The sequence below is a fragment of the Vibrio frigidus genome (assembly GCF_042465995.1).
Taxonomy (GTDB): Bacteria; Pseudomonadota; Gammaproteobacteria; order Enterobacterales; family Vibrionaceae; genus Vibrio.
Window position 1 is genome coordinate 359498 of the sequence record NZ_JBCDMC010000001.1, and the last position, 13454, is coordinate 372951.

Genomic DNA, 13454 nt, shown 5'->3' on the forward strand with positions numbered 1-13454 from the left:
TATCATGGCTTAATGATGACTAACAAGAAGGTGGGGAATGAATCCATATGAAATTAGCCGCAATCCTGTGGGACTACGATGGCACATTAGTAAACTCTGTTCCTAAGAACATCGACATAACTAAGTCCATATTATCGATTGTCGCCCCTCACTTGACGGGAAACAATCTACCTAAATATTTACTGAGTGAGACGGCTTATCACATAGCGAATCATGCCGCTAAAAACTGGCAGGAGTTATATTGTAAATATTATGGGCTGACAGAAAGTGAAATGTTAAAAGCAGGGTCACTTTGGGCCGAGCACCAAAATAGCAACCAAACAACCGTACACTTATTTGATGGAATTGATCGTACTATTCGACAGTTTTCTCACATTCCTCATGGTATCTGTTCGCAAAACTCGCAGCAAAATATCTGGCGTGTTTTAAGAGACAACGAACTTGATCATTCATTTCGAGCGATTATTGGTTACGACGACGTAGATAATGAGTCACAGAAGCCACATCCAAGTAGTGGAGTAAAATGCCTTGCGAAATTGTTTGATGACGTTGTAAACAAATGGGTCATGTATATTGGTGATCATGAAGCCGACGCTGAGTTTGCAAAAAATATCGAAGCTGAGCTAGGGAATGGTTTGAAAGTTATTTCTGTTGCCGCTGGCTATAGTGGCGCGAACCCAGATGAGTGGCGAGTAAAACCGGATCACGTTGCAACGAATGTGTCTGAATTACAGACGATAATTCTAAAGTACAGCGAGTAAAATACAGTCGAAATTTTGAAAATGCAGAGAGTAAAATATTCTATAATTGTGTTTCTTCATCTGCTTAAAACCACTCATTATTGATGGTTACAATGACAAGGAAGTGAATATGAACACGTCATATAAAGGTCAATGCTTGTGCGGATCTATCACGTTTGAAGTTGATGAAATTCAAAAAAAGATGGGTCATTGTCACTGCAGTATGTGCCGTAAATTTCATGGTGCGGCCTATGCAACCTATGGAGAAGCACGTAGTGAGCATTTTAAATGGCTCTCAGGAGAAAAACTGCTTAAGACATATGAAGCTTATAATGGTACGAGAAGACAGTTTTGCTCGACGTGTGGATCTAGCTTGCGCTTTATTCCTTCGAATGATGCTGGCGAATTTGTTGAGTTTGCTTTAGGCGCATTGGACACGGATATACCCCATAAACCTGACGCTCATATCTACACCAAATATGCTGCTAACTGGTGTGAAATATCCGATCAGCTTCCAAGGTTTGAAGAAGGGCGAAACCGCTGAGTTTCTACAAGCGTTAGTGAATAAACTAAGTCTCCATGACCAAATATCGGTTGAGAAAAGCTTTTTCAACCGATGTTTGGTAACAAAATGGTTGTCACTAAGGAATCATATACTCGGATCATGTGGGTGCGGTTGTCCGGTTTTGGTTTCTAAGTATTGTTTTAGACTGATAACCAGAAAGAAACCCCATTTAGCGTTGCAGTGTTGGTAGAAATCATCGGGTTGTTCCCAACCGTGGTGAGCGAATCTAAGGCATGATCCGCGATCATCTTCAGAGATTGAAAAAACAAATTCACCGGTTTCAACCCATGGCCCACCAGTACATTGCCATCTCACCTCTTTATCCGTGATCGATGAGAGTAACGTCATCACGACTTGATGTTCTCCATTAGGGCCAAATGAAAAGGTGAGTTCATCACCTTGTTGTTCTGTTTTCGTCCACCAGTTCGATAATCCTTCTGTGGTCGTTAACGCTCGAAATAGTTGATTAGGTGATGCTTCGATGACTATTTTGTGAAGTATGCTATGCATGTGTATCTCCTAGTAGGAAAAATAGTTAACCATTAGGTGTACTATTTTTCTGTAATAAATGAGCGAATTGCTCATTTCGAGTGTATGTCTAAATATCTAACACTCGAAACAAATTCATTGCGACTTTTTTATAGGTGGAATGAATTTAACGTTGTTGCTCTAAGAGCGTACTGAGACTGTCGAAACTACTCATCCAGCCAAATCGATGCCCATTAAGTGCAACGTCGTCAGGTAATTTCTCATGTTTAAGTTGTAATAACGTTGTTTGTCCCTGAGGGATGAAGTTTAACTCAACGATGGTGGTCGCTTTGTGTCCAACACTGCCTTGGCAGGATTGGTTCTCAATCTCCCATGTAAAGATTAGTGTGGTTGGTTTATGGACTTCAAGGTACTCACCGTAGTGCCTTATTAGATTTTTATCTGGTGACTCAATAGTGATGTCATAGCGACCATTTTTTTGACAATTTGCTTCAACTTTCACAACCGAGAAGTGTTCAGGTCCAAACCATTGCGCGAGCATTTCGGCATTTGTCCATGCGGCAAATACGCGTTCTATTGGAGCGTTGAATACGTGTTCAAGTTCAAGGGTCTCATTAAACGTCAGTGCGCTCATTATGATTGCTCTTCCTTCGCCAAAAATACATCCAGTGCATTAAACTTGTTATCCCAAAACTTCTGGTAAAATGTCATCCAGTCAGAAGCCTGCTTTAACGGCTCTGGGTCGAAGCGGCAGTGGTGCACTCGACCATCAATGGTTCGTTTTAATAATCCTGCGTTTTCTAACACTTTGACATGCTTAGTAATGGCCGATTTTGTTATGTTGAAGGGCATAGATAAATCTGCAATAGACATCTCGTCTTGACCTAGTCGTATTAACATCTCACGGCGCGTTGGGTCAGATAACGCGGAAAAAACCTGGGAGAGTTGTTGTTCATTATAGTTAACCATATGGTGTACTATAGTTGTTGAATGTATTTTGATCAAATTTTTATTTTCTTGTGCATGACGCTGGTATATCGTACTAAATCAAACACTCTCAATTTCAATAATGTGTCTAGAGGTTTCCCATGAATAAACTTAGATTGAAGGCTGCAGAGCGTGATTTTTTGTTGCAGTTCCCTCAAGGCTTTTCTGATCCTGAAATGGCCAAAATTGCTAAGAAACATCGAGTGCCTCAGATGATAGAGCAGTGTCAGAGTTTGTTTTCTGCGGAATCCTTCAGCAAGCCGCAACTGGTTGCTGAAAACATGATCAAGGTGATCAGTCGATCTTCGATGGTTTCCTTGTTCGAAAAACCTAAATTGCGAGATTGGGTAAAGGGAATGACACATGATGAAAGAGAGAGTTATGCATACGCGCTGAAAGATATGCTGCACGGCGACCAAGAATATGGTTTTAACATTATGGGCGATTTGTTAAGGCCTGCTCGGTTAGCCAAATGGTCACTGATGACGATTATTCCTAACTACTATGCGCCACTTGATGAAGTTTTTGTAAAACCGACGACGGCGAAAGGCGTAATAAAGTATTTTGAACTGAAAGACTTAGAATACAAACCTACTCCTAGCTATGATTTCTATCTAAAATATCGCTCACAAATTATTGAAATGAGAGCGCTTGTCGATGGGTCCCTTAAACCGAACAATGCCGCTTTCTGTGGTTTTTTAATGATGACCACCAGTCAATAGAAATAGGTTCAATTATTGGATTGTATCGACGCTCTATATTGTCAATAAAGCGTCGATAAGAACTAATAATATCGTGTGTTAGCCCATGTTTACTGTTTATGTTTAATGTCTATTTAAACGATTGTTAACGGAGATAATTCATGGTTTAGAGTGCCATTTTTTTTATCATTCCAGATTCAGCATGCCCCGGAATATTACAAGCTAACTCTACGTTTTTTTCTCCGTGGAAGTGCCATAAGAGTTGTTTCGCTTTTCCCGGTTTAACGGTGACCGCGTTGCCACTATCGTGTGCGTGATTACCCATAGCCTTCATCATTTCACGATGCTCAATCTGCTCACTCGCGCTACCGATAGAAAATTCATGGTCAATTTTTCCTGTGTTCATAATCACGAATTGAACCACATCATTGGTCTCAATTTGTACCTCTTTCTTGAATCGGATTTTCATATCGTCAGATAAAAGAACGTGTACTACCTTCGTCGGTTTTGCACCCGCTGCAGGCATGCCAACATCTGTCATTCCTTCCATTGCCATGCCATTTGAATGATCCATCGTCATTTCTGTCGAGTGGCCCATTGCGTTGTGACCCATCTCTTTGTGTCCAGAATTTGAATCTGCTATTGCCGTACCAGTAATGGTGATAAGAGCTAAAGTAATCAATGATTTTTTCATGTGTATTCTTCCTATAAAAATGATATTCGCTTTGAGCACAACCAACGAGGATGCGCTCGGTAAATGAGATTTAAGACGGTGTGATTGATCTCGGTAATCGCTTTATTTCACGTTGTTTCCAGAGCTTAAATACGGCTGGTAATACCAACAATGTGAGAAGGGTTGCCGAAACCATACCGCCAATCATTGGGGCGGCAATGCGTTGCATTACTTCAGAGCCCGTTCCCGTTCCGTACATGATAGGGATTAAGCCAATGATGACGGTTGCAACCGTCATCATTACAGGGCGTACCCGCAAACCAGCCCCTTCAATGATGGATTCGAATAAGTCCGTTGATGTGAGAATTTGGTCTCGTTCAGCAAGATCAAGCTTACGGTGGTGCCAAGCCTGATTGAGATAGACCAACATGATCACACCTATCTCAACCGCAACACCGGACAGGGCAATAAACCCAACACCAACTGCAATTGAGAAATTGTAATTGAGGTAATGCATGAGCCATAGCCCTCCAACCATTGCCAATGGAAGTGTTGCCATAATGATCAACACTTCTCCGACCCTTCTGAAGCTTAAGTAGAGTAAAAGCATGATGATTGTGAGCGTAATAGGAGTAACAACGCTTAATCTGGCTTTTGCTCGTTCCATATATTCATACTGTCCAGACCATGCTAATGAATACCCCGCAGGTAGGTTAAGCTGCTCAGCTACTTCTTTTTGTGCTTGAGCAACATAAGAACCCAAGTCTCGCCCTTCAATATCAACAAACACCCAGCCATTCGGACGGGCATTTTCTGTTTTTATCATTGGAGGGCCATCTTCAAAACGTATGTCCGCAACATCAGCTAAAGCAATACGAGCACCATTTGGAGTAACTAAAGGGAGGCTTTGGAGCTTATCCACCGAATCTCGGTAAGATTGTGGGTATCGTACGTTAATTGGGTAGCGTTCCAATCCTTCTGTTGTTTCACCGACGTTCATGCCTCCAATCGCGGTTGATACCACCTGCTGAACCTGTTTAATACTCAACCCGTATCGGGCTGCCTGCTTACGTTTGATGTCTATCGTCACGTAACGCCCCCCAGCAACACGCTCTGCATAAACAGAAGCGGTTCCTTCAACTCCGTTTAATAATGGTTCTAACTGTGCCCCAATTTGTTCAATAGTTTTTAAATCGGGGCCGGCTATCTTTATTCCAATCGGTGTTTTTATGCCTGTTGCCAGCATATCGATACGCGTCTTGATCGGCATTACCCAAGCGTTCGTCAGGCCGGGAAATTGGATGAGATTATCCAACTCTTTACGCAGTGATTCTGTTGTGACGCCTTCACGCCACGCTTCTTTTGGCTTTAACTGGATGACGGTCTCTATCATCGTTAATGGTGCAGGATCAGTTGCACTTTCAGCGCGTCCAACTTTGCCCCACACTGTTTCAACTTCCGGAACGGTTTTAATCAACTTATTGGTTTGTTGTAAGAGCTCTCTAGCCTTACCGATTGAGATACCCGGATAGGTTGTTGGCATATACATGAGGTCGCCTTCATCCAATGGCGGAATGAATTCACTGCCCATTTTGGTTAATGGAATATACGCTGACGACAAGATCAAAAGCGCAACGATAACCATGGATTTAGGGTATTTGAGGCTAAGATTTAATAGTGGGCGATAGAGTGCAATAAGCGTTCTGTTTACTGGGTTTTTGTGCTCAGGTAAAATTTTACCTCGCACAAAATAGCCCATTAATACAGGTACCAAAGTTATAGAAAGCCCAGCAGATGCGGCCATTGCAAACGTTTTGGTAAAGGCAAGAGGGGAGAACATCTTCCCTTCTTGACCTTCTAGTGCAAATACAGGCACAAAACTAAACGTAATAATGAGTAATGAGAAGAAAAGTGGCGGTCCCACTTCTTCTGCTGCACGCCCAATGACTTGCCAACGGTTTTTGTCTGTTAATGGTGTACGTTCGATGTGCTTGTGTACGTTTTCTATCATGACGATAGCGCCGTCTACCATGGCGCCAATGGCGATAGCAATTCCACCAAGTGACATAATGTTGGCATTTATTCCCTGTGAATGCATAACAACAAATGCCGATAAAATCCCCACCGGAAGGCTTAACGCAATGACTAAGGAAGAGCGGATATGAAACAAAAATAGCGCACATACAACAGCAACAACCAAAAACTCTTCCGCGAGTTTTTCCCATAGGTTCTGTACCGCATTGTTGATCAATGTAGAGCGATCATAGGTTGCGACGACTTCAACCCCTTCAGGTAAGCTCGATTGAAGTTGAGTGAGTTTCTCTTTCACGTTGGCAATAACGTCACTCGCGTTCTCGCCGAATCGCATGACAATTACGCCACCAACGGCTTCCCCTTCACCATTAAGTTCCGATATTCCTCTGCGCATTTGAGGACCCAAATTGATATCAGCAATATCACCTAAAAGAAGCGGGGTTCCTGTACTGGTCACTTTTAGCGGAAGAGACTTGATATCTTCAATACCAGAAAGGTAACCTGTGGTTCTGACCATGTGCTCTGCTTCAGCAACTTCGATGACCGAGGCGCCGGTTTCCTGATTACCCGATTGAATAGCCTGATTCACTTGTTGTAGCGTTAAGTCATAGGCTCTAAGTTTCGCGGGATCAATTTGAACCTGATACTGCTTCACCATACCGCCGACCGTTGCTACTTCGGAAACGCCCTTAACCGTTTGAAGTTCATATTTTAAGAACCAATCTTGAATACTTCGTAATTGGGCAAGGTCATGTTGACCGGTTTTATCTTGCAGTACGTAACTATATACCCAGCCGACACCAGTGGCATCCGGACCTAGTGTCGGTTTTGCATTCGCAGGCAACTTTGGAGCCACCTGACTTAAGTATTCTAATACACGTGACCGTGCCCAATACATGTCGGTATCATCGTCAAAAATGATATAAACGTACGAATCACCAAAAAATGAGTAGCCACGAACGGTTTCGGCTCCCGGTACGGCGAGCATAGCGGTCGTCAGTGGATAAGTTACTTGGTCTTCTACTACCTGAGGTGCTTGTCCAGGATAACTGGTTTTTATAATCACCTGAACATCTGACAAATCAGGCAGGGCATCAACGGGTGTATTTTTAACACTGTAGAGCCCGGCAAAGACGAGGAAAAAGGTGGCGACCAAAACCAAAAATCGGTTGTTGATCGACCATCTTATAATGGCAGTAATCATTATTGGCCTCCTGCCTGTTCAATCAACATTAATTGTGTTTCTGCACCTGATTTACTGACTAGAAATCGAATGGCCTGCCCTTCAGAAAATGGCGTTAAATCGATGGCCTCATCCACAGAAAAGTTCATTTCTCCCGCTTCCCATCCCCATTCGGTGACCGCTTCATGGTTGACAGTAATCATGCCAAAATCAGCCATTAACATGCTAATGCTGCCATCTATCCATACGTCGTTAGCGATAACAGTGTCTCCGACTTTATAGTCAGTTATCTCGTATTGTCCGCCCTCGGTTTTTTGAATTTCAAAATCGATGGTTTGCCCTTTTTGCACACCCTCAATATTAATACCATCAGCGAAGGTGAAGTTCATCACCATTCCCGGCCATTGCCACTCTTCAACGGGTTGGTGGTTAATGGTTACCATGCGGTGGTCGATCATGGCATCGGTAATCTCACCAACTGCCCAAACGCGAAGCTGGTTTGCCTCTTCTAAACCGTTAATTCGTGACAGGTCTGCACGCTGACTAGATTCGGAATCAAGCATAAACTGTGCAGAAGTGACAACTTTATCGCGATCAGATAATCCAGCCAGTACCTCTATTTGGTCAGATGTTTCACGCCCAATCTGAATGCGGGCAGAGCGATACTGGCCATTGCCCTCAGCCAATACCACACGAGTCATGCCACCTGAGCGAATCACCGATTCTCTTGGTATAGTCAAAACAGGCGCTTCTGAGCGGGCCTTCAAAGTGACGTTGGCAAACATGTTTGGTTTGAGTTCGTCGTTATTGTTAGAGAATTTCAACCTGACACGCAGTGTTCTGGTTTTAGGATCGAGAATTGGATAAATGAAATCGACAGTGCCATTCCACGCTTTACCGGGAAAAGAGCTTAATGTCATTTCTGCTTCTGTTCCTATTTTTACCCAATGAGATTGGCGTTCAAAAACCTCAACGTCAGCCCAGACTTCATCAAGAGGTCCGGCACTAATAATCGTTTGTGCAGGTGAAACATAGCCACCTTCTCGAACCTTAAGAGACGCTATCACGCCATTTTCTGGTGCTTTTATGGCTACATTCTGACTTGCTCGTCCTGCTTTGAGAATTTGTTTCACTTGAGGCTTGTCTATACCCAAAGCAGTTAGACGATCCGTTGCTCCGTTGATAAGAGCTTTTCTCCCAGAGCGATAGGCGTTAAGCAATTCTTCTTGAGCTTTAACGAGTTCTGGAGAGTAGATAGTGAAGAGAACATCGCCTTTATTAACGGCTTGCCCTACTGCATCTATGTTCAGCTTTTCTACCCAGCCGCTCACTCGTATGTTGGTTTGCCATAAACGACTTTCATCAAAATTAATGTACCCCACCGTTTCAATTTCAGGGATCAACACATTGAAGCTGACATTAGCGGTTTTGACGCCTAAGTTGTTTTCAACCGCAGGATTAATTTTTACTGTGCCTGGCTTCTCACTGCCATCCGCGGTGTTGATATCGTCATACACAGGAATTAGGTCCATCCCCATAGGTGATTTACCGGGTGAATCACGCTGATAGTTAGGGTCCATCGGAGCGACCCAATATAGAGGGGCTTTTTCAGTGGTCCTAGACATATTCTCTGACGTCATATCATGGTTGGAAGTTAGATATTGATGACCGGTAAATCCTAGAACGCCACCGATCAAGAGCGTTAGCGTTGCTATTGGTAGTGTTTTCATTATTTGTTTTTCCTAGAAGCCATATCAGCACTGAGTTCGATAATATTTTGATCGTAACGATTTAAGGTATAGGCGAGTTGATTCATTGTTTTGTCTAAATCTGAGAGCAATTTGGCCTCTTCAATAGCCATTGTCAGTTCGTCTCTTGTTGCCAAAATCAGTTCATTAAACTGCACCGTGTTATTTTCGTAACCACGCTCTATTGCTTTCGTTCGATTGTGTGCCTGTTTTAAAAGCACACTCTGATATCGTTCAATTCGTTGCGCTAAATTGCTTTTGTCAATGAACAGCGTGTTTACTTGCGCATTCATCTGTACAAGGAGTAAGTCTTTTTGAGATTTGGCTGCACCAACTTGATATTGGGCGGCAGCATGGGTTCTATCTTGTCGTTTATCCGTGAAAAGGGGGATGTCCATCGTTAAATAAGCACTGACCAAATCAGACGCTGGCTTACCATTCATTCCATTAGATTGACGATAGGCATAACCCACTTCTACACCAAATTGGGGTGCATAAGCCTCTTCTGCGATACGAACTTGAGTCTCTTTCGTTAAGATATTTTTGTCGGCGGCCAGAACTTTAGGGTGCTGCGTGAGCAAGTCATAAAAGTGAGTAGTATTTTCCGGAAGTTGGCTTATTTGCGCTTCTATATTTGTCCAGTTAAGGCTAAGTTGTTGTCCAATATTAATATTTTCTACGTACTCAATTCCAACCCACTCTGATAGCTGGGTGCGAACTCGCTGTTGCATTTGTTGGTTTTGCTGTAATTTCTCATCTAATTTACTGACCTGCATTTCCGCAAACAAAAGGTCCTGAGCTTCGCTCTTTCCTAAGGAATAGTTGGTCTGAATAAATGTCGTCATGTCACCCATCAAATCACGCATCTCTTCTGTTAATTGATTCACACGTCCAAGATATTGAAGTTCGATCCATTGACGAGTGATATTTTTGACTATATCCAATTTACGTAATTGTAATTGCTGTTCGACCACCTGTGATTGTTGCTCGAAACGCTGTTGGGACAAATCTAATGTCGAGCCACGGCTGAACTGCTGGGCTAATCCAATAGAAATATTGGTCATTGGATCGTCATCAAATTGAAAGCTGTCAACCGGTAAACCACCGACACCAATTTTCATTTTTGGATCCATAAGAGTGGAACTTGCTATTCCGGTTTCTTTAAGGGATAAAACAGTAGAGTTAATCTGGCTGAGACCATGATCTTGCAATACGGCAAGTTCAATAATTTCGTTTAATGAGTAGTACTTACCATCTTGGGCATACAATGGTGCCGATATTGCACTTAATGCGAGTGCTATCGCTATAGGCTTTATGTTCACTTATATTCCAATCGTTAACTGGCGCAAATAGGCCGCAATAGCGTAATATTTGCAAATAAAACAGATCACACGGAAAGATTCCGTGTAAAAACGATGTTGATGACGTTAAATCATCAGAAAGGAATTAAGCGATAGGGGGTTTATAGAGCGCATTAGCAATTGAGCTTATACGTCTTGAAGGTTCTTTTGAGATTAAGATTAAACTGTGTGGTTGGGTATGACTGTGTACCGACTCGATGATTAATGAGAAACTTACTACGCAGCTAATGGCATTACATTGATGATCTGAGGTTATATTATCAGGGTTACAACATGATGCTTCAAAATCAACGGTGTTTTTCATTGAAGATGCGCAATGACTATCTGGCGTATCTGATTCCATCGTCATTTGGTGAGTAGCATCGGTTTGATCGGTAACTGTAACCTGATTTGCTACGGCCATTTGAATCGGCATAAGAGGGGTACTAGACACAATACTGGATAGCAATAAAGCAACCAGTGTGATTGTCGTTAACCAAATTGTGCGCATTTTGTTTTGCATCACAAGCTCTTAGTCCAAATGATTGAACGGTCAATATCTATTAAACTCCATTCTATGTCAATATATAGATACTAACCATCGATATATTTTCGAACGCTATGTCAGCGAAAAAAGCCATGTACAGTTTAGTGACGGTTTTCTTTATAGAGTAAGCCGAACACTTTGATGTTTATAAAGATTCCGGGCTCTTTAACCAATCCGCATTCAGTTTTTCCGTGGATCCTAAATAGTCGACCATCCATTCAATCAGCTTGTGGCTTGAATCTCGTTTCCACACCAAGCAGCATTGGCTGGGTTGTTGTGGACGAGGGATTTGCTTTCTAACCAGCTCTGCCTCTTTAACTAGAGGTGCGGCAATATGGCGAGGAAGATAGCCGACTCCGACGCCACTTTTAATCAATTCAATCGCACTAAACCAATTGGGTAATAATAACCGACGCTGCGCCTTATAATTTCCAAAATGCCGTTTGGGTAATTTAATGGATGTGTCATCAAGGCATATGAACGGATAGTCCGCCAATTGATCCTCTGATATGTTTTCTATGTGAGCTAAAGGGTGTGTGGCTGACAAGACAAAATCCCATTCGACAACCCCCATATCTTTCACACTAAAGTCACCATTTACGGGGATGGACGATGTGGCTCCAATCACGATATCTGTGCGCCCTTGAGCAATGGCATCCCATGAACCGTTGAATACCTCCATGTTAATTTGCAATTCAGATTGGCTAAATGTGTCGTAGAACACCTCTATCATCGGTTTTAGTTGTTCTAATTTTACTACGTTGTCTACCGTTACTCTCAAGCGAGATTGCCAGCCCAATGCCGCTCTTTGTGTTTGGGTTTTAACGTCTTCCATATGCATTAATAGTTGTTCAGCTTCCGCGACCAAAATTTTTCCTGCCGATGTTAGCTCTACTTTTCTAGGTAACCGCCTAAAAAGTACGACATCTAATTCCTGTTCCATTTGACGGATGTTGTAGCTAATGGCAGACGGAACTTTGTGAAGCAAACTTGCCGCTGCCGTAAAACTCTCTAAGCGCGCAACGGTAACCAGTGTTTCTAACGAGGATTTGGAAAACATATATAGCCTTCAAAAAATTTGATTCATAACCACTAAAAATGTCGCTTAATTTGCGATTTACTTAGGTATACCATCATCGACTCTTTATACATGAACATTACTTAGAAATAAGTGTAATCAAATTATTTAGTCGAGAACACCATGAACGTATCAAAATTACAAATTTTTTATTTATCAGCACTTTCTATGTTGGGCTTTGTCGCCACCGACATGTATCTACCTGCATTTGATTCAATGCAATCTTTTTTTGCAACTGGTCCTCAGCAAGTTGCGCTTTCACTGACTGTTTTTCTAACGGGCATGGGTATTGGCCAACTAGGATGGGGTGTGTTATCAGAAAAATATGGATACCGGAAATCACTAATAGCCGGTCTTTTTATCTTCTCAGTCGCCTCGTTTGGCCTTATCTACAGCACTCAAGTTTGGCATCTACTGACATTTCGATTCATTCAAGCGATAGGTGTCTGTGCGCCTGCCGTTATATGGCAAGCGATGGTCATCAGCCGTTATCCTGAAAAGGTTAGCCAGCAGCTATTTGCTACCATCATGCCTCTTGTCGCGTTATCACCAGCGTTAGCACCGCAATTGGGCGTGCTGTTGCTTGGAATATTTGATTGGCAAAGTATTTTTCTATCACTGACGGCTTTTGGACTCATACTGATGGCGGTGACATTACGACAACCGCAATCAGAGATACTGATAAAGAAAACAAGTACCTTAGAGGATATTAAATTATTAGTTAAGTCGAAAGAATACATGGGCAACATCACTATATTTGCATTTGCGTCGGCGGCATTTTTCGCTTACTTGACTGGCATGCCAGTGATCATGAGTCAGATGGGGTACACCCCGCACGATATTGGCATGAGCTTTCTTCCTCAAACGGCCGCATTTGTTATCGGAGGATATTTAGGTAAAAAATGGACTCAAAAACTGGGTACAGAACGTGTTCTTAAATCACTGCTTATTTTCTTTTCTGTCTCGGTAGTACTTTTGTTTGTTAGCTCTCAGTGGACCTTAACGTCTATTTGGCCAATATTGATTCCATTTTGTCTTATTGCCATGGTAAACGGAGCCTTGTATCCAATTGTTGTTAATAAAGCATTGGTTAACGCAAAACATAGCCCTGCTACGGCAGCAGGCTTTCAAAATAGCTTTCAAATTGCGGTGAGTAGTATGTCCAGTGGTGTGGTAGCAACATTTGCTTTGAATGCTCAGTCGGTAACTGGGTTGGTTATACTGTTTTGTACAGTAGGACTATGGGTGGGGTATATCGTGTCTAATAGAAAACTAGCCGCACAGTTTACCATTCCTGATAATGCAAGAGTGGGCCCAGGGAAAGAAAGTCACTGGTAGGATATAGGGTGTTGAAAATATCGGAGACGAC

Annotated in this window: 13 protein-coding genes; 4 read left to right on the forward strand and 9 right to left on the reverse strand. The window is 42.5% G+C overall.

From position 1 onward, the window contains the following. The first annotated feature begins 47 nt into the window (after positions 1-47). Complete coding sequence (locus AACW90_RS01575; protein ID WP_390229813.1) at positions 48-761, forward strand: HAD family hydrolase; 714 nt, start codon at positions 48-50, stop codon at positions 759-761. Positions 762-870: 109 nt separating this feature from the next. Next, positions 871-1284, forward strand: a complete 414-nt coding sequence (locus AACW90_RS01580) for a GFA family protein (protein ID WP_390229816.1) — start codon at positions 871-873, stop codon at positions 1282-1284. Positions 1285-1389: 105 nt separating this feature from the next. Here AACW90_RS01580 and AACW90_RS01585 read toward each other — a convergent pair whose 3' ends face one another. The 3 genes from AACW90_RS01585 to AACW90_RS01595 form a co-directional block, all read right to left on the reverse strand. Next, on the reverse strand, positions 1390-1815 hold the full coding sequence (locus AACW90_RS01585) for an SRPBCC family protein (RefSeq protein WP_390229818.1): 426 nt from the start codon (positions 1813-1815) through the stop codon (positions 1390-1392). Positions 1816-1960: 145 nt separating this feature from the next. Further along, positions 1961-2428 carry an SRPBCC family protein gene (locus AACW90_RS01590; RefSeq protein WP_390229820.1) on the reverse strand — a complete coding sequence of 156 codons (468 nt, stop codon included), beginning with the start codon at positions 2426-2428 and terminating at the stop codon, positions 1961-1963. Then, the gene (locus tag AACW90_RS01595; protein ID WP_390229823.1) at positions 2428-2763 is read right to left on the reverse strand and encodes an ArsR/SmtB family transcription factor; all 336 of its coding nucleotides are present in this window, start codon (positions 2761-2763) and stop codon (positions 2428-2430) included. Before AACW90_RS01595 ends, AACW90_RS01590 begins: the two co-directional genes overlap by 1 nt. Positions 2764-2882: 119 nt before the next feature. Between AACW90_RS01595 and AACW90_RS01600 the strand changes: the two genes are divergently transcribed. Continuing rightward, the gene (locus AACW90_RS01600; protein ID WP_390229826.1) at positions 2883-3503 is read left to right on the forward strand and encodes a hypothetical protein; all 621 of its coding nucleotides are present in this window, start codon (positions 2883-2885) and stop codon (positions 3501-3503) included. 145 nt (positions 3504-3648) lie between these two features. Here the strand turns inward: AACW90_RS01600 and copI are convergent, their stop codons facing one another. The 6 genes from copI to punR all read right to left on the reverse strand — a co-directional run bounded on the left by copI (position 3649) and on the right by punR (position 12067). Further along, positions 3649-4176 (reverse strand): copper-resistant cuproprotein CopI, encoded by a 528-nt coding sequence (copI, locus tag AACW90_RS01605; RefSeq protein ID WP_390229829.1) that lies wholly within the window; start codon positions 4174-4176, stop codon positions 3649-3651. A 70-nt stretch (positions 4177-4246) separates the two neighbouring features. Continuing rightward, positions 4247-7393: an efflux RND transporter permease subunit gene (locus tag AACW90_RS01610; RefSeq protein WP_390229832.1), complete on the reverse strand. Its 3147-nt coding sequence runs from the start codon at positions 7391-7393 to the stop codon at positions 4247-4249. Continuing rightward, positions 7393-9102 (reverse strand): efflux RND transporter periplasmic adaptor subunit, encoded by a 1710-nt coding sequence (locus AACW90_RS01615; protein WP_390229835.1) that lies wholly within the window; start codon positions 9100-9102, stop codon positions 7393-7395. Before AACW90_RS01615 ends, AACW90_RS01610 begins: the two co-directional genes overlap by 1 nt. Continuing rightward, positions 9102-10442 carry a TolC family protein gene (locus AACW90_RS01620; protein WP_390229838.1) on the reverse strand — a complete coding sequence of 447 codons (1341 nt, stop codon included), beginning with the start codon at positions 10440-10442 and terminating at the stop codon, positions 9102-9104. The genes AACW90_RS01615 and AACW90_RS01620 overlap by 1 nt, the downstream gene beginning before the upstream one ends. A 124-nt stretch (positions 10443-10566) precedes the next feature. Further along, positions 10567-10983: a hypothetical protein gene (locus AACW90_RS01625; protein ID WP_390229841.1), complete on the reverse strand. Its 417-nt coding sequence runs from the start codon at positions 10981-10983 to the stop codon at positions 10567-10569. A 169-nt stretch (positions 10984-11152) separates the two neighbouring features. Continuing rightward, a complete protein-coding gene (gene punR / locus AACW90_RS01630) occupies positions 11153-12067 on the reverse strand; it encodes a DNA-binding transcriptional activator PunR (RefSeq protein ID WP_390229843.1) in 915 nt (304 codons plus the stop codon). 141 nt (positions 12068-12208) lie between these two features. Between punR and punC the strand changes: the two genes are divergently transcribed. Then, entirely contained in the window at positions 12209-13423 is a 1215-nt protein-coding gene (gene punC / locus AACW90_RS01635; protein ID WP_390229845.1) for a purine nucleoside transporter PunC, read from the forward strand. Positions 13424-13454: the final 31 nt, after the last annotated feature.